Below are 20,856 nucleotides of genomic sequence, written 5' to 3'. Positions count from 1 at the left end.
ATTCAGAAGTATAATTTTATTAACTTATTCAAGGCTGTCTGGAGGCAGGAAACAGCAGTAGTGCCTACTAATTGACGCCTCTCCTCAAAACTAAACTGCCACAAAACAAGCCAATACGTTATCTTTGCAGCAGAAAATGTGTGATAGCCAACACCAGTTCCGACGCGTTTGGGAAAGGCGGCATTTGACACAGCACCTGAACGACAAACCTATTGAAGCAACTCTACGACATCGGCCTGAAAGCTTATAAAGCAGCCATCACCCTGGCCGCACCCTTTAACGTGAAGGCGAAACTGATGCTGCAGGGGCGCGAACAGCAGTTTGAGCAGCTACAGCAGATGCTGCAATCCAACCAGTCGCCGGTGGTGTGGTTTCACTGCGCCTCTTTAGGCGAGTTTGAGCAAGGGCGGCCGGTGATAGAGGCATTTAAGCAAGCTTTCCCGGGATATAAGATCCTTCTGACCTTTTTCTCCCCCTCCGGCTACGAGGTGCGCAAAAACTACAGTGGCGCTGATTACATTCTTTACCTGCCCCTGGACAGCGAGGAGAACGCATCCCGCTTTATACAGTTGGTGCAGCCAAAGCTGGCGGTGTTCGTGAAGTATGAGTTCTGGCACTATTACCTGCAGCAACTGCAGGAGCAGCAGATTCCAATGCTTTCCATTTCAGCCATTTTCCGGAGTGAGCAGGTGTTTTTTAAGCCATACGGCCGGTTTTACCGCGATATCCTGCAGCGCTTCACCCACATCTATACACAAAACAAGCAATCGCTGGAACTGCTCCGGTGCATCAATGTGCAGCAGGCAAGCGTCGCAGGCGACACCCGCTTCGACAGGGTGCTGCAAACAGCTGCCTCCGTTAAAATCCTGCCACTGGTGGAGGCTTTTGTGCAGCAGCAACAGGTGTTCGTGATAGGCAGCAGCTGGCCCGCTGACATAGAGGTGCTAAAGCCCCTCATCCGGAAGTACCGCTCCAGCATGAAGTTTATCGTTGCGCCGCACGAGATAAATGAGAGCAGCATCAGCGGTGTAATGCAGGTGGCTGGTGATGGTGCAATCCGATTTTCTCAGGCCACGGAAGCTGACGTAGCCAGGTATGAGGTGCTGGTGATAGATAACATAGGCATGCTGTCTTCGCTCTACAGCTACGGCACGTATGCCTACATTGGCGGTGCCTTTGGCAAAGGCCTGCACAATACGCTGGAAGCTGCGGTTTTTGGGCTGCCGCTGTTCTTTGGCCCCAGTTACAGCAAGTTTCAGGAGGCAAAGGAGCTGGTGGAATTGGAATGTGCTTTTCCGGTGCGCCATTCAGAAGAGCTGTTGCAGGCGTTTGAGAAGGTGCACACTTCTCCTGTTTTAAGGCAAAGAATAACCGATAACGAAAAACGATACGTAAAACAGCAGGCAGGGGCTACAGCCAAAATCATGGCAGACATACAGCAACTGCTAAAGTAGATGGCATGAAAGGAGTAGTAGTAAAATCAACAGGTTCCTGGTACCTGGTGCGCGACAAAGAAGGCAGGATGCACCGTGCCCGCCTGCGTGGCAAGTTCAAGCAAAAGGACTTGAAAGTAAGTAACCCCCTGGCAGTGGGCGACCGGGTAGAGTTTGATATAGAGGACACAGGGGAAGACACCGTTGTTATCAACAAGATTGAAGACCGCGAAAACTATATCATACGGCAGTCTACCCATAAAACTGCTTATTCTCACATTATCGCATCTAACCTCGACCAGGCCCTGCTGATTGTCACGCTGGTGTCGCCACGCACCTCCTTTGGGTTTATAGACCGTTTCCTGGTAACCGCAGAGGCCTATGATATCTCTACTACACTTGTCTTTAACAAGACGGACTTGTATGATGAGGAAATCCGGGAGTACCAGCGCCAGATAAGCCATATGTACCAGCAGGTGGGCTATGAGAGCCTCTCTGTATCTGCCAAAGACAACGAGGGTATTGAAGAGATGCAGGCGCTACTCCAGGGCAAAACCACCCTCCTCTCCGGCCACTCCGGCGTAGGAAAATCCACGCTTATTAACTTACTCGTGCCGGACCTGGAGCTGAAGACCTCTGAGATTTCTGACTTCTCTGACAAAGGCGTGCACACCACCACGTTCGCGGAGATGTTTGAGGTAGGCGAGGACACTTATATAATAGACACACCGGGTATAAAGGAACTGGGGATTGTGGATATTCCGGCAGCGGAGCTTAGTCATTTTTTCCCTGAGATGCGGGAGCGTATGAACCAGTGCCGCTTTAACAACTGCACCCATTTCAATGAGCCGGGCTGTGCCGTGGTAGAGGCCGTGCGCCAGAACGACATTTCCCTCACTCGCTACGAAAGCTACCTCAGCATGATGCACGGCGGCGATAACAGGAAATAGGTTCTACTCCCCTTCGCACCTTTATCAACGCCTTTCTTTCCTTTCCTCATACTTCACCAAAGTCCATCAGAATCCTTACCTTTGTAAGATTTTAGGGCGCTGTGGCATCATTCAAACAGTTTTGCTGTTATACCACAGATACCCCTTACAGCAAAAGCATTCAGGAGCCGGAGGCTGTACTATAACCTATTTTAAGCAGAGTTTTATTAATGGCAAAACGCGGATTCGGGCCAGGCGGAGAGCAGGACAAAGAAGGCAGAGTAAAAATCAGCAAAGAGAGCTTTCGACGTGGCCTGCAGATTTTCAGCTACGTTCTACCCTATAAGTATAAGTTCATCATTGGTCTTGCCTTTCTGGTGCTCTCCAGTCTCACTTTCATGGCATTCCCCTACCTCGTAGGCAAGCTCGTGGACTCCTCTATTGGGAACGCAGAGGGGCTGCTGCAGGACATCAACCTGATTGCCATGGGGCTTTTTGCTGTCATTATATTTCAGGGCATCTTCTCCTTTTTCAGGGTATACTTCTTTGCACAGGTAAGCGAAAACGCCGTAGCTGATATCCGGCGCGACCTGTACAGCAAATTTGTACTGCTTCCTATCTCTTTCTTCGAGAAAAGGCGCGTGGGCGAAATAACGAGCCGCATCACAACGGATGTGGCACAGGTACAGGATGCCATGTCTATCACGCTGGCAGAGCTTTTCAGGCAAACCACCACCCTGCTTGTGGGTGTTATCATCATCATGTGGGTCTCTATCAAATTGTCGCTTTTTATGCTGGCTACCTTCCCGGTGCTGGTGGCGCTGGCGCTGGTGTTTGGCCGCAAAATCAAGAGCCTCTCTAAAAAGACACAGGATGAACTGGCCAACACCAACGTTATTGTAGAAGAAACGCTGCAGGCTATTAATACAGTGAAAGCTTTTACAAACGAGATGTTTGAGGTAGCCCGCTACAAAGCCACATTGGGCAAAGCCGTAAGCACGGCCTTGTCTGCTGCCTATTACCGGGGTGCCTTTATCACCTTCATTATCATCGGCTTGTTTGGCGGCATTATCCTGGTAATCTGGTATGGTGCTACACTGGTGGCCAACGGCGAGATTGAACCTGGTGACCTGATTTCTTTTGTGCTTTATACTGTCTTCATTGGTGCATCAGTAGGTGGTTTGGGTGAGATTTATGGTAAAGTGCAGACGGCGCTCGGGTCTACGGAACGCATACTCGAAATACTGCAGGAGCAGGAAGAGCCAACCGACAAAAGCATAAAGGCGCTGAGCGAGATACCAAGGCTCCACGGTGACATTGTGTATAGCCAGGTTGCCTTCTCCTACCCTACCCGCACTGATGTGCAGGTGCTCAACGACATCAACTTTACTGTAAGAGCCGGTGAAAAAGTAGCTCTTGTTGGCCCAAGCGGTGCCGGTAAGTCCACCATTGTACAGCTGCTAATGCGCTATTACGATGTATCCGGAGGAGGCATTGCCGTGGACGGGAAAGATATCCGTGACATAAACCTGACAACATTGCGCGGCAACATTGGCATTGTGCCGCAGGAGGTGTTGCTTTTTGGCGGCACCATTCGGGAAAACATTGCCTATGGGCGGCCAGAGGCAACAGAAGCAGAAATTATAGAAGCGGCCCGCAAAGCCAACGCCTACGACTTTGTGGTTTCCTTCCCGGAAGGTTTTGAAACACTGGTAGGTGAGCGAGGCATTAAATTATCGGGTGGGCAGCGCCAGCGCATTGCTATTGCCAGGGCTATTCTGAAGAACCCATCCATACTGATACTGGACGAAGCCACCAGTGCACTCGACTCTGAGTCGGAGCAGTTGGTGCAGCAGGCAATGGACGTGCTGATGCAGGACCGCACCACCATCGTGATTGCCCACCGCCTGGCTACGATTCGAAAAGTAGACAAAATACTTGTGATTGATGGTGGAGAGATTGTGGAGGAAGGCTCCCATGAAATGCTCTCCATGAACCCTGAGGGCATCTATGCTAACCTGCTGAGGCTACAGTTTGAACTCAGCTAGTTCAAAGGCCATCACAATACGAAAAAAACCTGCCGGTGCTAAGCCGGCAGGTTTTTTATTTTCATACTTTTACTTCTTACTTTGTGCTAACTGCGTAGATATACCAATTCTTCAAAAACAGACGTTTCGCCCATATTCTTCTTATGCCGTATTTTAAACCGAAGGCACTTTCCACCCTCAGCCTTCTCCTGTTTTTGCTTCCGTGCCAGCTGTTCGCACAGGAGTTTACCCAGAATTTTAAAGCCTTTAGTGCCTTTTATGTAGAAGTCGGTGGCAACAGCGATGTCTACTCCTTTAACTATGACCGGGTGCTTTACCAGCGGGAAAAGTTTAAAACCGCTGCACGGGTAGGCCTTGGCACCAACCTTTTTTTTCTGGAGGATGAGAAGACGCTATACCCTGTTATGCCTTTAGAACTAATGGCCTTGGTGGGAAACAACCGAAAGCACTTTGAAGGTGGTTTAGGCTACACACGCCGCTTAACCGATGACCCGGACCTGCTACAGAGCATGTATTTTGCCAGGTTGGGTTTCCGGTACCAGGTGCCGCGCGGGGGCCTTTTAGTGCGGGTGGCTTTCACTCCTTTCATTTCTCCTGACAAAGAATCCAGAACACCGGGCGTGGGCGTGATTCCCCGGTTCGGCTTTAGCGTGGGCAAAAGCTTCCGGTAATAACGTTCTACAATATAATTACTCCTTCAGCAAGAAAACTTCAGCATCTGCTTTCTCTATACTTAAACCCCACTTTTGCAGAATAGGGGCCTCAAGTGCCTGTTCTCTGTATTCGTCAGGCGTCATAATAGGTATGCCATAAACAATGGGATAGTATCTTCTGCAAGCCGGGCATGTAAGTAGACCCTCTATTACTTCTCCTGCTTCATCTTTTACAAAAACCTTAGATACAAGGTCATACTTGTCAATGGGGCAGCACAGTTTTTTTAGAAGCGATGCATTCATTTCTTAGAATTTAAATTAGTTAAAGCATTTTTATAAGCAAAAGTGGACTCTCTGGGAGACTCCGCATTCAGAATTCCTGAAATAACAGCAACACCAGCAAAATCAAGTTCTTTGAGTTCAATCAGGTTATCTGCTGTTATCCCTCCTGAAAGGAAGAACGGTATTTGAGTGATTTCTCTAGCTTTTTTTACCGTTCCAGGACTTACAATATCACAACTATCCACTGAACCAGATGGGTACATAGAGCAAAATGAAATATAGTCCAGTTGGTTCTGCTCGGCCCAGTGAATCACTTCCAAACCATTGCTGCAGGTAATGCCACAAATAAACTCTCTTTCGATTTCAGCCTTTATAGCCTCATAATCTTCAGGAATTTTATCGAAATGAACACCGGCCAGTCCTGAGCCTTTTAGCAGCTCCCACTCTTCATTAATCAGCAACGGTATCTGGTAAGCGGAGGCAGCATGCACGATGGCTTGTATAAGGTCCTGCTTAGCTGATAGGTTGAAAGAAGCAGGCCAGTTATTCCAAACCTGCAGCATTTTGACTCCTCCCTCCAACGCTTCTTTTAACCTGTGCAGCAGCGTTGCTTTATCCATACCCGGATCCAATACAAGGTATACTCCCCCTATGGAATTTGAACACCTCCTCATTTTAGACCTCCTTTTATTCCTTTGAAAAATGCTTCCCAGTAAGGGTCCTTTCCATCAAAGACAAGGTCTATTTCTTCATCATTTTCAATGATTCTGAATCCCTCTTCCTGAGAAGTCATTTCACCAACGACAGTTGCTTTTATTGACTTTGAGTGAAGGTGGCTGATTAACTCACTTTCCCTGCCCCTTTTCACTGCCATTATCATGGAGCCTGCACCCACACAAAAACGATGATCAATATCGAAAAAACGGGTTATCTGGCGCTGGGCTTCTCCTGCAGGAATAGCCTTATCTTCAATTCTGAAACCACAGCCTGATGCTTTTGCCATCTCACATATAGCTCCTACTACGCCTCCTTCCGTCACATCATGCATGGCTTTTATCTCCACATTGTGCTGGAGCACCTCAGTAGCAGACAGGGCATCATTCAGGGAAGAGGTTTGGTAAAAGTTTTTACAGCCCATCTCATAGACTTCTTTGCCCAACTTTCTTTTCACCGTCTCAGGGAAACTCATAGCTAATATAGAAGAGGCTACAAGAGCGGTTTCCTTGGTTACTACTATTATGTCTCCGGGTTCAGCCTTGTTGCTTGTTATGATTTTTCTCAACGGAGCTGTCAGAAACATAGTGCCTCCGCCTAATATGGTTGAGTTCTGGCCTTCTATGTGGCCGGTATGCCCACCAGTAATGGACACTCCTATGTCTCTGCAGAAGAGATGCATGTAGCTCCAGTATTCTTCGAAGGCTTGCAAAGAAAGGCTGGGCGGCAGGTTTAGAACAAACTGCGCGTACATGGGAGCAAACCCGGTGGAGGCCATATCGTTGGCTAGCAGATGGACGGAAAGCCAGGCCGATTCCTTGAGGCCGATGGAGGGTATGAGCGAAAGCGGGTCGCTGGATACAGCCATCCCCAGGTTGTTTCCTAAATCAATGACGGCGGTATCTACGCCAAAAGCAGGGCCCATTAGCACTTCTTCCCGGCTGTAACCACAGTGCGGCAGCAGCACATCTTTAAATGTTGAACCGGCTATTTTTCCTGAATTATCTTTAAACGCGCTCATTGTACATCATTTAGCCGAACATGTAAACCAAAAAAATCGCCATAGGGCTGGTTCCATTGCTGCACCGGAAACCACTTAGGAAGGCCGGTAGCTGTCCATTCTATTGTATATTCTCTTCCCTGAAGTGCTTCCTGAATGACTGCGATTAGTTTTTGTGGGGTATAAAAGGTAGCAGTCACGTAAAAGGGGTTCTTGCCAAACAATTCCTGAATCCTTCTTCTGGCCACCTTAGGTGAGTTCCTGTTCATCATTCCGAACACAATGCCGTATTTGCCTACCCGCACAGCTTCACGAATGACCTTTACAGGGTCTTCGTAGTATTCAAAGGTGGTGATAAAGGCTAAAGCATCAAATGTGTGGTCTTTGAAGGGCATATGGTGAGAATCAGCCAGCACAAGGTCACCATCAAAAAGATGTACCCCTTGCCCAAGCATAAATGGAGAAATATCGCCGCCGCTGGCTTCAATGCCTATTTCCTTCCACCATCTGGTAAAGCGGGTTGTTCCGCAGCCAAATTCCAGCAGGGTCTTTACACGTTCGTCTTTGCTAATAAGTTGGCCAATTACTTTCTTCTGCCAGACTTCGGCTCTTTTGTACCGGCCTTCATACCAAAGCTCATAGGTATCGGTATGGTCTCTGTTAAAGAACCACTCTTTACGGCCTTGCCACTTTCGTAAATCCTTCGTTACGAGATCAAATTTTTGTTTTTCGAGATTTCTCACAGCAGGAATTTTAGGTTAAAATATCCTGACTATACAAAGCAGATAGGGAATGGCGGGAAAGCACTGAATAAAGTGCTAAGCAGACTTACATTTCCTACGCTGGCATTATCCAGATCAGGTTTCGGGTATCTTCTCAGCCTAACATTTTGTTAAGCACCCCGTGTAATGCAGGCCAAGGTACAAAAGATTATAAGAAATGAAAAATGACATTTGACACGACAGGCAACTATAGCCAGATTCCTTCTATATTGTTCCAGGAGTACAGAAGGTAAGCAGAGCCATGTGAAGGGGCTTATTAAGCTTTAATCATGATATAAAATTGAAGACTACTCCTTATAAGACAGGCCATGTGTGGCAGGTATCTCATACAACAAAATAGATTGGCTAAATCATGATTAAATGTGTAATTTCACAGCATCAAAACATCCTTATTTTAATAGGTTTTTATCATGAAGAAAACATTTATTGGTTTTGTACTTTCTGCTGCCCTGCTATTTGGTGCAGGAGCAACGCAGGCACAGGGCATCAAAATGCCAGCCGCAAGCCCATCTCAAAAAGTAGAACAGGCAGTAGGGCTTTCCACTGTCTCTGTAGATTACTCACGCCCTTCAGTAAAAGGCCGCACTGTTTTCGGTGACCTCGTGCCTTACGGCAAGGTATGGCGCACAGGGGCTAATAACTCTACCGTTATTAAGTTCACGGATGATGTTACCATCGAAGGAAAGCAGGTTCCTGCCGGTGAATATGCCATCCTGACTATTCCGAACCAGAACGAGTGGACTGTTATCCTTTCTAAAAATACCAAGCTGGGAGGTAACGTGGCTGCTTACAAGCAGGAGGAAGACCAGGCACGTTTTACTGTGAAGCCACAGCAGAACCCGCGTAAGGTAGAGTCTTTTACCATTAACTTTGCTAACCTGCAAGCCGATGCAGCCGATGTGGAGATACTGTGGGACAACACCATTGTACCGTTCACCATCAAGACAGATGTAGACAGCAAGGTGATGAGCCAGATTAAGAAAGAGGCCATTGACAATGCCAACGCTGATCCTAATGTATATGCCGCAGCAGCCAGCTATTACCTTCAGACAAACCGTGAACTGAAGCAGGCGCTGACCTGGATCAAAAAAGCCAACGAAAAAGACGCTAAATTCTGGAACCTGCACACACAGGCCAAAATTGAGGCGCAGCTTAAAGACTATAAGAACGCTGTGAAAACAGCGGAGCGTTCGATGGCAGAGGCACAAAAGGCCCAGAACCAGGATTATGTAGCCTTGAACCAAAAAGCAATTGCTGACTGGAAAAAGCAGAAGTAAAGCTTCATCCACTTTTATCGTATAAAAAGCCTCCGGGGAAGTTACTCCCGGAGGCTTTTTTATCCCGTTTATTTTAGAAAGAAAACAATTGCAAGAAGATAAACAGCATTCAGAAGAGCATTTAGGACCAGCGCGCGAGTACTGGTGGAACGAGGATTATCTGGAACTCCTGGCCCAGCGCCTGTACATTGAATACTGCGGAACATTAGTGGACATTGGCTGCGGCAAGGGCATGATGGGCTTTAAGTTCTCGAAGTACATGCCTGACGGTGGCAAAGTGTATGGCGTGGATTATGAGCCTGGGTATATAGAAGAGGCACGGCAGCGGGCGCAGAGCCAGTACTCTGGCAACAGCATCAGCTATGAATTCAAAGTTGGCAATGCCACAGAGATTCCCCTACCCGACAACACAGCAGATGTTACGCTTTGCCAAACGCTGCTGATTCACGTGAAAAACCCGCAGCGCGTTATTCAGGAAATGATTCGTGTAACAAAGCCAGGCGGTTGGGTGCTTGCACTGGAGCCAAACAATCTCGTGCCAAATTTGATGTTTGATCGCTACGGAGAAACTGATTATAACGTGGAGGGCATGCTTGACGTGCTGGAAGTGAAGCTTCGCATCGAGAAAGGGAAAAAGCAATTGGGTGAAGGCTTCAATTCACTGGGAGACGTGATACCGGACCTCTTCCTGAAAGCCGGTTTAAAAGACATTAAAGTGTGGATTTCTGACAAGGCCCTTTCTATCATTCCACCCTATGATACGCAGGAAAAAATGCTGCGCGTGGAACAGATGCTGCAATGGATAGAGTCTGAGGCGATGGGTTATGATTACCAAGACAACCTGAACTACTATATGGCAGGCGGTGGCCAGCAAGAGAAGTTCGACGCCTATTGGCAGACATTGCTCTACAACAAAGTTACCCTGAAGCAAAAACTACAGAACGAGGAGTATGTGTCAGCAGGCGGCAGCCTAGTTTATATAATTGCCGCACAGAAACCGAGGTAGCTTAATCAAGCATGGTTATATAACAGCTTACTATCCGCAGGAAGGTTTTTGTGCTCTAACACAACATTATAAAAGGCTATTGTTTCCCTGGCGATAGTATCAGGATCAAAACAATCGATATTGGGAGACGCTGCAGCTATATCAGAAGATTCACTGATTACCTCTGCCATGTATTTCTCCAACACTTCAGCAGAAATCTGCCCTTTGTAGGTCTTTAACCAACGAGGCCCAACTAATTGCTTTATCTCAGCCAAGGCACTGACATCCGGAGCCAAAGTTGGTTTACCAAAGCTCAGATTCAGGAAGACCGAACCGGAATTGAATATTTTATTATAAGGCGTTACAACTACATCGGCACAGTTAAAATACAGTTGCAGTTCCTCGTCTTTAACAAAAGAATCGGTAAACAAGATGCTGTCAGTATTTTTTAAGTACTGCCTTAACTCTGCCTTCGTATCCTGATGTACGCTGCCAGCTATGAGCAAAGTAGTTTTGCCCCCTTTTAAGTTCTTATAGGCTTTAATCAGCCCTGTCACATTTTTATAGCCACGGATCTGCCCCAAAAAGAGAAACACAAAATCGTCCGAAGGTACTCCCAGCGCATTTCGTGCATCCTGCCGGCTAACATTATTCCGGTAATATTTTCTATAATGAGGATGAGCAATATATGAGAAACTCTGCCTAGCATGGTCTCTGGCTTTCTTCTTTATCAGGTCCAATCCATGTTTGTTCAGGCTTATGAATCCGTCTACTTTTCTATACAGGAACTCATCGAGCTTCTTTTGCAGGTCAGGAAATCTGCTCTCATGCGCCTCCAGGTTATGTACCGTCCAGATTACTTTTTTTCCAAATAGCTGTACAAATTTTATAAAAGCAAAAAACGCTTTTATCCTGAGTCTGACTTTCAGTTTGTTTTCTCTAAAAAATACGTGGGTGGGCCAGTGGATGTGAAAAATCTGAAATTTATGAAGGGAAAGGCTGTGCTTCAGAAAGTAACCTAAAGTAGCATCGAACTCGTAAAGCTGGCATCCCTGACGCTTCATACTACTATATAAGATATAGTTGTATGGGTTTATTTTTCTAGTTGAAAAACCAGGCCAAGCCAGAATACCGATTTTCCCCATTGTTGTTTTGAATGTTTAGAAATAAATACCCTTTTCTGAAGCATACATGTAGCATGCCTAGCAAAGTTACTAAATGTAGATTTTGCGATAAATTTTATTCAAACATACCCATCTTTGCTGGTATTGAGGAAACAAGAATCAAGCACAGAGCAACAAAACAGCATTGCAGCCTACCTGGCTGCTGCGACTTTTGTAACAGTGCTTATTTCTTAATGTTTCTCCCTCCTATCAGCGCCTGTATAATGAAGCCAAACAGCACTACGCAGGCACAGCCAATTACGTTGAACCACAAAAAGGCAATGTCTGTGTAGTAGTGGCAGTACAGCACCACCATTTCTGCAAGCACAGCGGCAATGAACACGGCGTTTCCCCGGATATAGCGGACGTAAAAAGCCACCAGGAAAATGCCGAGAATGGTGCCATAAAAAATAGATCCAACTATGTTCACTGCCTCAATCAGGTTATCAAGTTGCGAGGCAAAGGTGGCAAAGAGAATAGCGATAGCTCCCCACAAAACAGTAAAGAACCTGGAGGCATCGAGATAGTGCTTGTCGCTGCCCTTCTGATTCATAGATCGCTTGTAGATATCCACCACTGTAGTAGAGGCCAGCGCGTTCAACTCAGACGACGACGACGACATTGCCGCAGAGAAAATAACTGCCAACAGCAAACCGACCAGACCAGCCGGAAGGTACTTCATCACAAAAGAGATGAAAACATAGTCCGTGTCTTTGATTTCTGCCTCAGGGGTGGCCTGCCTGATAATTTCTTTCACCTCTTCCCGAACCTCCATGGTGATTGTCGTTAAAGCATCTACCTTGCCCTGGGCCACCGTAACAGCAGCGTCATCTTCCGCTTTCATGGCTGCTATCAAGCCATGTACTGCTTCCTGCTTCTGCCCGAACGCAGTGGTATACTCCCCCTCTAACCGGCGAAGGTCTTCGGCATAAGGCGTAGCGTATACCTTGCTTTTAGCAACCTCATTAAAGAACACCGGCGGCTGGTTGAACTGGTAGAACACGAAAACCATCACCCCGATAAACAGAATCAGGAACTGCATCGGTATCTTCAGCAGGCCGTTGAACAACAGGCCCAGACGACTCTCTCCAACAGATTTACCGCCCAGATAACGGGCCACCTGGCTCTGGTCGGTCCCGAAGTAGGAAAGCGCAAGGAAAAGCCCTCCTGTTATGCCAGACCAGAAGTTATAGCGGTCATCCCAGTTAAAAGAGAAATCCACTACGTTCATCTTTCCCATTTTGCCGGCCACAGCCACAGCCTCCCCAAAACTGACATTGTCGGGCAGGTAACTGACTACCATAAAGCCGGCTATGATCATTCCACCCATCATCACAGCCATCTGCTGCTTCTGCGTCACGCTAACAGCCTTAGAGCCTCCCGAAACAGTATACAGGACAACCAGCACGCCTATTATGAGAATAGTTACCGTCAGGCTCCAGCCCAGCATGGTAGACAGGATGATGGCCGGCGCATAAATGGTAATGCCTGCTGCCAGACCACGCTGCACTAGGAACAGCAGCGCTGCCAGTGAACGGGTTTTCAGGTCGAAGCGGTTCTCCAGGAACTCATAGGCAGTGTACACATTCAGCCTGTAAAAAATAGGGATAATGGTGATGGAGATAATCACCATGGCAATGGGCAGCCCGAAATAGAACTGCACGAACCGCATGCCGTCTTCATACGCCTGCCCCGGGGTGGAAAGAAAGGTGATGGCGCTGGCCTGCGTGGCCATAACGGACAGACCGATGGTCCACCACTTCATGCTGTTGTCGCCTTTCAGATAGCCCTCAATGTTTTTGCTTCCGCGCGTTTTCCACACGCCATAGCTTACAATGAAGCCAAGTGTGCCCAGCAGCACAATCCAATCGAGGGGCCTCATGAATATACCCTGGTGATGATGTAAAACAGTACAATTAAGAACGCGAGATTGCCCAGCACCAGCCAATACATGCCAGACCAGCTGCTGAAAAAAGGCGGCTTCACAATAGGTTCTTCAGTGTCTACAGGTGGGGTAGTGTTCTTTTTCATTGGTTGGGTGCTAGAGAAACCATAGCCCGGAAGCAAGATATTGGATAACTGTTTCCGGGCTATAGCCTTTACTTGTTGGCGCTTGATTTTGCCTCACCGTTTGCCCCTGATGCATGGTTGCCCAGGGAAATCAGGTTGGCGAACAGGCGGTATGCACCCGGCACGCCAGCAGGCAGCTCCCTGAACCAGGAGTAACCGGTATAGATATAGTTCCCTTTGCCGTATGGCGCAACCAGCAGTCCACCATTTCGTGCGGGCTCGCCAGGGTCGTTAGAGGAAAGTATTGCCTGGAATTTATCACTCCACTCATTGGGGAAGTATAATCCTCTCTCCTGCACCCATCCATCAAAGTCTTTCTGCGTGATTTTGTTTGGCGTGTTCAGCACCGGGTGCCCAGGCTGCAGCAATCGCACTTCCGCATCTTCTACCGTTACCCGGTCACGGGAAAGTTTGAGCGGGTACGGGGCAACATCCGGAATGACTAGGCTGTGGTTGGTATTGTACTGCACAATCAGGTTACCGCCGTTCTCTACGTACTTCAGGAGTGTGGGCTGGTAAAACTTCAGGCGTTCCACGGTGTTATAGGCGCGCACCCCTAATATTATGGCATCAAACTGCTGCAGGTTACTCAGGCGCATATCGCCTTCCTGTAACAGCGAAACATCATAACCAATCTGCTGCAGGCTTGTCGGGATATCGTCTCCGGCACCCATTACATAGCCTACCTTCTGCCCTTTTTTCTGCAAATCGAGCTTTACTATTTTAGCCCTGGCATCCGGGAGCGTCACCTGTGCCGGAATGTGGCTGTAGTTGATGACGTTGAGGCCTTGGGAGTAATTTTTACCGTCTACTGTGGTCACTGCCTGTAATGTTGCCTCCTGCTGCCCCTGTGGCGGGTATACAGTGAACGAGACAGGTAACTCTGCTCCTTTGCTCTTCAGGTTAAACGGCACAGAAGCGGGCTCCGCACGCCATCCCTGCGGCAGTTGCAGCTTCACGTTACCGGCTATATTATCCTTGCCTGACTTTACAAGCACCTGCACCTGCTTCGGCTCCTGGCTGGCGAACATGTAGACTTTCTCCGAGATATTAACAAATACCGGGGGTGTCACCACAAAAGGTCTGTATACCTCCCCCTCTACCGGGTCAGTACGCTTGTACACAATCGGCACCTTTACCTCCAGCGGCTGGCCCGCCACCTGCAGGGTAAAAGTAGCCTGCGCAGCGGGTGCATTCTCAGGCAGACCCACCTCCTGCTGGTTCTCTACTGCAAACATACCCACCGTGCCCTGCTTGCGCAGCCAGTACGGCTGGGAATACGGCATGTCCTGCGGCAGTGTGGCAGTGGCATTATAAAGGAGTGGCTCGTTGTTCTGCAAGGGTTTGTTGAGAGTAGTGTCTTTTGAGGCGAAGCTGTAACCAATGCGCTGCAGCGTGACAGGCACGGCAGAACGGTTTATGGCTTCCACCTGCAGCTTTACCGGCTGGCCCGGCGTTGCCGCGAAATCATTGGCTGTGACCTCCAGGTACAGGCCAAGCGCCTCCTGAATTACATCCTGCAGTTCTTCCTGCTTCACGCGTTTCCAATAGCCTTCAGGTATCTTGTCCAGTTCTTTTTTAGCGGCAATCAAAGTTGGTACTACAGCAGCCGGCACAGCGGGGTTGTAGGTATCAATAGCTTTCTGAATTAACTTTTCTACTTTCTCACCGCCTTTTACCCGGCTCCAGCTGGTGTTTATACCTTCAAACAATTCTTTCTCTGCTCTGGCACCTTTCGTATGCTTCAGGTACTCCAGTGCCACGCCACGCGACCCTGTGGCCCCAAAGCCCTGGCTTTTGTGCATGCTGCGGCTCTCTGCGGCAATTTCACCGTAAGACTTCCCCAGCAGCGGGTTGTAAGCACCCACATCTATCGTCAGCAGTTCTTTTACATATTTTTCGAACTCCGCTTGGTTGCCAAAAGACCATACGCCTGTGTTCCATAACAGGCGCTTCGGCTGCCACACCTCCACATATTTCAGTTGCTCCGGAAAGCGCTTTGGATCGGCGGCGGCGTCGAAGGCTTCTGCTGCCAGAATAGCCGAGCTGGTGTGGTGGCCGTGCGTTCCGGAAGGCTCCGGCGAAAAGCGCGTCACCATCACATCGGGCCTGAATTTACGGATTACATACACCATGTCTGCCAGCACCTGCTCTTTGTCCCAAATTGTGAAAGTCTCCTCAGGATCCTTGGAGAAGCCGAAGTCATTGGCGCGGGTGAAGAACTGCTGGCCGCCATCTGTACGCCGTGCCTGCAGCAACTCCTGTGTCCGGATAATCCCCAGCCCTTCGCTGATCTCTGGCCCTATAAGATTCTGCCCACCGTCTCCACGGGTCACGGCTAGATAGCCGGTATTGTAGAGCTTCTCGTTGGAGAGGTAAGTTATCAGGCGGGTGTTCTCATCATCGGGGTGCGCGGCTATATAGAGCACAGAGCCGAGTACATTCAGTTTTTTCAAGTCCTGCAGCACCTTTGAAGATGAGGGCTTAACAGGTGCCTGTGCCCATGCAGCTGGCACTGCAAGCAACAGCGCCAGCAACAGCAGGAAGCCTTGGCGGGAGTAAGCGTATTTTATCATTTTGTTTCTTATCTTCAGCAGCCAAACAGGAAATTAACCTTCCGGGGCGCCTTGTTTTGTAAAGCTATAAAATAATGTTGATCTAAAATATAAGTGCCTTTCTGTATTTGACAGAAAGGGAGTAAGCTCTTACAAACAACAGAATGAACTGTACAAACGTTATAACGCAAATTATGGGCTTAAACCACCATAGCGTTGGTTTGTGTAGCACCTTAAGTATATTGTTTATAAAATAATGTACATTTTTATTGCAACTATATTAGATTTATAATATGTTTGTTCAGTGTACAAATCCTGTATGGGGTTATTCTTATCAGTGTTTATACTCTGTCTTTAACTGTATGGTGTGAGCTACCGCAAGCTACCTTTATTCTGTAACTGAAAGGCTTGTGCAAAATCCACCTCGCCCTTATAAAAACACAGCAAGTACTTATGCCAAACCAGAGAGAAAGCAATATAGAAGATTTTGCATTCAACTATATTCCGTCTTACTATACAACACGTACAGGTATAGAAACAATTATAGTGGACAAAGCCGCACGAACCAGGCAAGGGTATGTCGCAGACGGGTTCTTCTCATTTAAGAACTCAGAAAAAAGCCTTTTTATTGCCTCTCTTAGTACTAAGAACTCATCAAGTATAGCCTCCCTGCTAACAGGTTACAAAAAGAACGGACTGAGTAAGATGCGTTACTTGGCAGCGGCTGTCCTGTTTGCAATAGCAATGTTTGCAGGTTTAAAAGCAGCCCACTGGACCCTTGTTTTTATATTGCCCGTGGCGGCGGCATTGGCTGGCTTTATTCTTTACACTGTGCTGGAAAAGAAGCACCTGAAGCGTAAAGTTGAACATCTGCTCGATGATATTATGCGCCTGCCTGCCGATGAGCGTTGGCTGGGCATCTCCATTAGCAGCCTCGTTTTTAGGAATAACGACCTAGCCAAGCACCTGCTGTGCATCTGCCAGCGCCGCGGAGTTGGTGTTATAACAGTAGGTAAGCGGTCAAAAGTTGTGCTGATGCAGGAGCCACAAACACAGACCTGCCGCCGTGGTGATTTCCTATCGCACTATGAAGCGGAGGCCCGCATTCGAAAGGCTTTACTCGGGGAGTCTTACCTGCGCGTGGCATAGCAGTATCCGACACAGCACCCGCAGAAGCCCTCCTGTTGCACAATTATTTGCAACAAGAGGGCTTTGTCTTTAGTACTATAGCATAGCACCCTGTATATAAACTTGAAGAAGCTATGACTTTTATCTTATTAATCATACTGGCAATCGCTATCATCATTGGTGTTATCTGGTTTAAATCTAATACTCCGAAGCATTAAAAGCTGCCCCTTCTCAAATGGATACCTGCTTTGTACTCGATTTTTTACAGGACCTTCAAAAGAACAACAGTAAACTATGGATGGACAGCCACAGGGAAAGGTATCAGAAGGCAAGAGCCCGGTTTACGGCGGTTGTAAGCCAGCTGCTGGAAGAACTGCGGCAGTTCGACGCTGACCTGCACGGGGTAATAGCGCAGGAGTCCTTGTTCAGAATAAATAAGAATGATTTCTCCAGGAAAGGAGAACCACCGTACAAGGGGCATTTTGGTGCGGGCATTTCTCCGGGAGGGCGGCATTCGCCGTACGCCAACTACGTGCTGGTGCTGGAGCCAAACGGAAAATCCAGGGCCGGAGGTGGAATCAGGAAGCCTACCGCTAAACAGTTGGAGCAGATACGGGAGGAAATTGACTATAACCCGGGTGAACTGCAGGGCATACTGCAGGAAACGAAATTTAAATCTGTTTTTGGAGGGCTGCGGGGAGAAAAGCGTAAAATCCCTCCAAAGGGTTACGACAAGGCGCACCCGGAAATTGAGCTACTGAAGCAAAATAATTTTCAGGTGCTGCATTACTTTACAGATGAAGATGTTTATGCTCCTGATTTTGTGAGTAATTTACTGCCGCTTTACAGGCAGGTTCAGCCTTTACACCACTTTCTCAACCGAACCATAACAGAAACCAAGTGAAAAACAACAAGCTACATGTAGTGTACCTGGTCCTGTTGCTACTGCTAAGTAGTAGCTGCAGCGATGAACCCAAACGCATTCCTGACACCCTGCCTGATGTGCACGGTTACATTGGCGATATTAAACGCACTGCCAACAAAGGTAACGCGGCTAAAGCCGTTATCATAGTGAAATCGATAGAGGGTATCAAGGCAAACTTTCCGGACGGCAGCGTGAGAATAGACGAAAACACATTGATTGAGGCTGCTACGGGAGAAGAACTGAAGTTAGAACACTTACGTGAGGGACATGAGGTACAGGTCTGGTTTGAGGGTGATGTGCTGGAATCAGTGCCGGTGCAGGGATATGCCAAGGCCATCCGGGTAGAATATTAATACCTATGCCCGAAGCAACAGACAAGTATACCTGGCATAAAGTGTTCTCTTCTGCTGATGAGGCAAAAGAGCAGGTAGCACTGCGCAAGTTGCAGTTGTTGGAGGTAGAGGGGCGCGCCATCTGTTTCGCGCACACCCCCGACGGCTTCTTTGCCGTAGATGATGCCTGTCCCCACCTGGGCCAGTCTTTAAGCCGTGGCACCACAAATTACCTCAACGAGGTGATTTGCCCCTGGCATAGCTACCGCTACAATTTAGAGAACGGCCGCGAGTGCGATTACCGCACCCGGAACGCGGTGCTGCATCCGGTAGAATTGCGCCCCGACGGCGTATACATTGGCATCAGAAAGCCGGAATAGCATCAGCGCGTGTCGGGAAGAAGCGAATTTTTCTCCGATTTCCACTTTTTGCCTTATCAACTGCGTCTGAAAGTCGTATTTCTTTTAGCTGTACAGAAAGAATCCGCTACAGAAGTGGAGGTACTAAAAGCGCAGTTCCTGTTTTACTTCCGGCACCAATGGCACCAGATAGTACTGATTTTATGGACAAGGTGGCTGCATGGCCAGAGCCGGTAAAGCTTTTCCATCCCGGAGGAGAGTTGTTTTTAACCATCTCTATCCGGCAGGGCTACATCGAAACCAAATGGAGCGGGCATTTAACAGCAGACAGCATCGTTACAGCTGCCACGCTATACCTCTCCCTGCTGCACAAAACTCCTGTTCCCAAGCTGCTCAACGATAAGACCGACGCCAGCGGCGACTGGGAAGACGCAAATGATTGGCTCGAGTATGAATGGCTGCCCGAAGCTATCAAGTCAGGGTTACACGCAATCGCACATGTTTATTCCAACAACATGTTCAGCAGGCTTTCCTCCCGTGACCTGTTACAGCGCCTGACGACACATATACAGGTAAAGAATTTCAACGATCCGGCACTTGCCAAAGCATGGTTACTTTCCTGTCACGTTGCTGGAGAGCCATCAAGCGACAGTTTTGCCAATCACTATTGATACTGCTACAGGTGTCAGCAGATACAAGTACCATGCACGGAGACAGCAGTTTGTGCCGCTGGTCCCGATACATGTGGCTTAGTTCAAAGCCACAGCGGCGGGTGCTGCCACTGTGACTTCAACTGTATCCAGTAAAACATCCATAACAGGCTGCTCAAGTACAGGCGAAGTAATTTCTACCTGGTTGACAGCTACTTTGGCTGGCGCATCTACACGCACGGTGTTTTGAACTGCAAGACCAAAACCAAAAAAAGAGGCGAAAAGAAGAACAAGGATTTTCATAGTTTTAAATTTTAATGTGTTTAACTCCGTTTTGTTATTACAAATATATCTTAAGGTACTTTGTTATGCAAGGTACTGTTTCTTATATTACTACTGTATTATACCAACAACCCTTTTCTATCCTCGAACAAGAAAAAGATTCAGATGAACACACACACTTTTTTAATGCTGAAAGCTGCCTGATGAGGTTCTTTTACATAGAACAGCAGCAGTTTTTATTATGAATACATATGGTAGCAGTCACTTATCCGTTCTTCTGTTTGATGCCATACATGAACAGGAGGATGAAGTGTATGCGCCAAAGCATGAAGCGCTTTTCTTATTGCATGAAATAAGACACTCTTGATTCTCTCCGTATAGCCAGACATGAGCACCATTTACCTTATCAGCGGCTTGGGAGCAGACTGGCGCATGTTCCGGCTCCTGAAGCTACCGGAACAGTTCGGGAAGCAATACGTGGAGTGGATCCCACCCAAGAGCATAGATGAACCCCTGCCTGACTATGCAAACCGTCTGAAACAGCTTCTTCCAGAACCTGATCCTATCCTGATTGGCTTATCCTATGGCGGTGTAGTAGCCATTGAACTGGCCAAAATTCTGAAGCCGCGCAAGACCATCATCATCTCCAGCCTGGCCACCCGCCATGCCCTCCCGTGGTATTACCGTGCGTTGGGAAGCATGAAGTTGCAAAGATGGGTACCACTGAAAGTACTACAGAGCGGTATGCCTCTTGCGCCATGGTTCTTCGGCGCCCACACCAGGCCGAATAAAAAGCTGTTGAAAGAAGTTATTCTGGACATAGACGAGCTGTTTCTGCGCTGGTCGCTGGGGCAACTGCTGGATTGGCAACAGGAGGAAGTGCTGCCGGGGCTGGTACATATCCATGGCACCGCCGACAGGGTGCTGCCGCTGTATGACAGGCCCGGCCTCATCAAAGTACCCGGTGGCGAACATTTAATGGTACTGCACCAGCCAGGCGAAATAAGTGCTATCTTGAAAAAAATTTTAGAAGACGAATGAGCAAAAGCAAATACATCATAACTACTCCTGATGGGCAGCAGGTGGACCTTACGCAAGCCATTATCCTGAAAAGCAACAACCTGTACCCCTTCGGAGAACACAATTATGCTATCTACGAAACACCAGAGGGCTATTTTGTGAAGGGGCTCAACAAAGGGGAACGCGAAATTATGTTAACCCACTTTGAGCGGATAGACGAAACCTCCGCCCGTCACTATAGCCATCCCTACATACGCGAAGACGAATAG

22 protein-coding genes and 1 riboswitch are annotated in these 20,856 nt (G+C 48.0%); of the genes, 13 read left to right on the top strand and 9 right to left on the bottom strand.

The features are described from left to right. The first annotated feature begins 212 nt into the window (after positions 1 to 212). From ACFS7Z_RS10365 to ACFS7Z_RS10350, 4 genes are all read left to right on the top strand, one after another. Positions 213 to 1,454: a 3-deoxy-D-manno-octulosonic acid transferase gene (locus tag ACFS7Z_RS10365; protein ID WP_377484119.1), complete on the top strand. Its 1,242-nt coding sequence runs from the start codon at positions 213 to 215 to the stop codon at positions 1,452 to 1,454. A gap of 5 nt (positions 1,455 to 1,459) precedes the next feature. Then, entirely contained in the window at positions 1,460 to 2,383 is a 924-nt protein-coding gene (gene rsgA / locus ACFS7Z_RS10360) for a ribosome small subunit-dependent GTPase A (protein ID WP_377484117.1), read from the top strand. 209 nt (positions 2,384 to 2,592) lie between these two features. Then, positions 2,593 to 4,410 (top strand): ABC transporter ATP-binding protein, encoded by a 1,818-nt coding sequence (locus tag ACFS7Z_RS10355; RefSeq protein ID WP_377484115.1) that lies wholly within the window; start codon positions 2,593 to 2,595, stop codon positions 4,408 to 4,410. A 143-nt stretch (positions 4,411 to 4,553) separates the two neighbouring features. Then, positions 4,554 to 5,081, top strand: coding sequence for a hypothetical protein (locus ACFS7Z_RS10350; RefSeq protein WP_377484113.1), 528 nt, complete (start codon positions 4,554 to 4,556; stop codon positions 5,079 to 5,081). Between the two features lie 18 nt (positions 5,082 to 5,099). Here ACFS7Z_RS10350 and ACFS7Z_RS10345 read toward each other — a convergent pair whose 3' ends face one another. The 4 genes from ACFS7Z_RS10345 to ACFS7Z_RS10330 are packed head-to-tail and all read right to left on the bottom strand — an operon-like array spanning position 5,100 to position 7,802. Further along, on the bottom strand, positions 5,100 to 5,366 hold the full coding sequence (locus tag ACFS7Z_RS10345; protein WP_377484111.1) for a Trm112 family protein: 267 nt from the start codon (positions 5,364 to 5,366) through the stop codon (positions 5,100 to 5,102). After that, on the bottom strand, positions 5,363 to 6,019 hold the full coding sequence (locus ACFS7Z_RS10340) for a thiamine phosphate synthase (RefSeq protein WP_377484108.1): 657 nt from the start codon (positions 6,017 to 6,019) through the stop codon (positions 5,363 to 5,365). Before ACFS7Z_RS10340 ends, ACFS7Z_RS10345 begins: the two co-directional genes overlap by 4 nt. After that, complete coding sequence (locus ACFS7Z_RS10335; RefSeq protein WP_377484106.1) at positions 6,016 to 7,080, bottom strand: AIR synthase-related protein; 1,065 nt, start codon at positions 7,078 to 7,080, stop codon at positions 6,016 to 6,018. Before ACFS7Z_RS10335 ends, ACFS7Z_RS10340 begins: the two co-directional genes overlap by 4 nt. Next, positions 7,077 to 7,802, bottom strand: coding sequence for a class I SAM-dependent methyltransferase (locus ACFS7Z_RS10330; protein WP_377484104.1), 726 nt, complete (start codon positions 7,800 to 7,802; stop codon positions 7,077 to 7,079). The genes ACFS7Z_RS10335 and ACFS7Z_RS10330 overlap by 4 nt, the downstream gene beginning before the upstream one ends. Before the next feature lie 73 nt (positions 7,803 to 7,875). Beyond that, a riboswitch (TPP riboswitch) is annotated at positions 7,876 to 7,973 on the bottom strand. A gap of 278 nt (positions 7,974 to 8,251) precedes the next feature. Between ACFS7Z_RS10330 and ACFS7Z_RS10325 the strand changes: the two genes are divergently transcribed. Together ACFS7Z_RS10325 and ACFS7Z_RS10320 are read left to right on the top strand one after the other, a co-directional pair. Further along, positions 8,252 to 9,118, top strand: a complete 867-nt coding sequence (locus ACFS7Z_RS10325; protein WP_377484102.1) for a DUF2911 domain-containing protein — start codon at positions 8,252 to 8,254, stop codon at positions 9,116 to 9,118. 88 nt (positions 9,119 to 9,206) lie between these two features. Then, positions 9,207 to 10,124 carry a class I SAM-dependent methyltransferase gene (locus ACFS7Z_RS10320; protein WP_377484100.1) on the top strand — a complete coding sequence of 306 codons (918 nt, stop codon included), beginning with the start codon at positions 9,207 to 9,209 and terminating at the stop codon, positions 10,122 to 10,124. A gap of 5 nt (positions 10,125 to 10,129) precedes the next feature. On the opposite strand, the gene ACFS7Z_RS10315 is transcribed toward ACFS7Z_RS10320, so the two are convergent. The 4 genes from ACFS7Z_RS10315 to ACFS7Z_RS10300 form a co-directional block, all read right to left on the bottom strand. Further along, a complete protein-coding gene (locus ACFS7Z_RS10315; protein WP_377484098.1) occupies positions 10,130 to 10,843 on the bottom strand; it encodes a glycosyltransferase in 714 nt (237 codons plus the stop codon). A gap of 607 nt (positions 10,844 to 11,450) precedes the next feature. Continuing rightward, the gene (locus ACFS7Z_RS10310) at positions 11,451 to 13,148 is read right to left on the bottom strand and encodes a sodium:solute symporter family transporter (protein WP_377484096.1); all 1,698 of its coding nucleotides are present in this window, start codon (positions 13,146 to 13,148) and stop codon (positions 11,451 to 11,453) included. Continuing rightward, positions 13,145 to 13,297, bottom strand: coding sequence for a hypothetical protein (locus ACFS7Z_RS10305; protein WP_377484094.1), 153 nt, complete (start codon positions 13,295 to 13,297; stop codon positions 13,145 to 13,147). Before ACFS7Z_RS10305 ends, ACFS7Z_RS10310 begins: the two co-directional genes overlap by 4 nt. A 68-nt stretch (positions 13,298 to 13,365) precedes the next feature. Continuing rightward, a complete protein-coding gene (locus tag ACFS7Z_RS10300) occupies positions 13,366 to 15,912 on the bottom strand; it encodes a PIG-L family deacetylase (RefSeq protein WP_377484092.1) in 2,547 nt (848 codons plus the stop codon). 432 nt (positions 15,913 to 16,344) lie between these two features. On the opposite strand from ACFS7Z_RS10300, the gene ACFS7Z_RS10295 reads away from it, so the two are divergent. The 5 genes from ACFS7Z_RS10295 (at position 16,345) to ACFS7Z_RS10275 (ending at position 19,306) form a co-directional block, all read left to right on the top strand. After that, positions 16,345 to 17,040: a hypothetical protein gene (locus ACFS7Z_RS10295; protein WP_377484088.1), complete on the top strand. Its 696-nt coding sequence runs from the start codon at positions 16,345 to 16,347 to the stop codon at positions 17,038 to 17,040. Positions 17,041 to 17,254: 214 nt separating this feature from the next. Then, positions 17,255 to 17,923: a DUF2461 domain-containing protein gene (locus tag ACFS7Z_RS10290; RefSeq protein ID WP_377484086.1), complete on the top strand. Its 669-nt coding sequence runs from the start codon at positions 17,255 to 17,257 to the stop codon at positions 17,921 to 17,923. Further along, positions 17,920 to 18,297 (top strand): DUF3221 domain-containing protein, encoded by a 378-nt coding sequence (locus tag ACFS7Z_RS10285; RefSeq protein ID WP_377484083.1) that lies wholly within the window; start codon positions 17,920 to 17,922, stop codon positions 18,295 to 18,297. The genes ACFS7Z_RS10290 and ACFS7Z_RS10285 overlap by 4 nt, the downstream gene beginning before the upstream one ends. A 5-nt stretch (positions 18,298 to 18,302) precedes the next feature. Continuing rightward, positions 18,303 to 18,656 (top strand): Rieske (2Fe-2S) protein, encoded by a 354-nt coding sequence (locus ACFS7Z_RS10280; protein WP_377484081.1) that lies wholly within the window; start codon positions 18,303 to 18,305, stop codon positions 18,654 to 18,656. A gap of 158 nt (positions 18,657 to 18,814) precedes the next feature. Continuing rightward, the gene (locus ACFS7Z_RS10275) at positions 18,815 to 19,306 is read left to right on the top strand and encodes a hypothetical protein (RefSeq protein WP_377484079.1); all 492 of its coding nucleotides are present in this window, start codon (positions 18,815 to 18,817) and stop codon (positions 19,304 to 19,306) included. 78 nt (positions 19,307 to 19,384) lie between these two features. Here the strand turns inward: ACFS7Z_RS10275 and ACFS7Z_RS10270 are convergent, their stop codons facing one another. Beyond that, positions 19,385 to 19,588, bottom strand: a complete 204-nt coding sequence (locus ACFS7Z_RS10270) for a hypothetical protein (RefSeq protein WP_377484077.1) — start codon at positions 19,586 to 19,588, stop codon at positions 19,385 to 19,387. 366 nt (positions 19,589 to 19,954) lie between these two features. On the opposite strand from ACFS7Z_RS10270, the gene ACFS7Z_RS10265 reads away from it, so the two are divergent. Both ACFS7Z_RS10265 and ACFS7Z_RS10260 read left to right on the top strand, forming a co-directional pair. Beyond that, the gene (locus ACFS7Z_RS10265) at positions 19,955 to 20,608 is read left to right on the top strand and encodes an alpha/beta hydrolase (protein ID WP_377484075.1); all 654 of its coding nucleotides are present in this window, start codon (positions 19,955 to 19,957) and stop codon (positions 20,606 to 20,608) included. Continuing rightward, positions 20,605 to 20,856: a hypothetical protein gene (locus tag ACFS7Z_RS10260; RefSeq protein ID WP_377484073.1), complete on the top strand. Its 252-nt coding sequence runs from the start codon at positions 20,605 to 20,607 to the stop codon at positions 20,854 to 20,856. The genes ACFS7Z_RS10265 and ACFS7Z_RS10260 overlap by 4 nt, the downstream gene beginning before the upstream one ends.

The sequence above is a fragment of the Pontibacter toksunensis genome, from assembly GCF_042686245.1.
GTDB lineage: Bacteria > Bacteroidota > Bacteroidia > Cytophagales > Hymenobacteraceae > Pontibacter > Pontibacter toksunensis.
The sequence above is the reverse complement of the archived record's forward strand: the minus strand, read 5'-3'. Positions and strand labels throughout refer to the sequence as shown.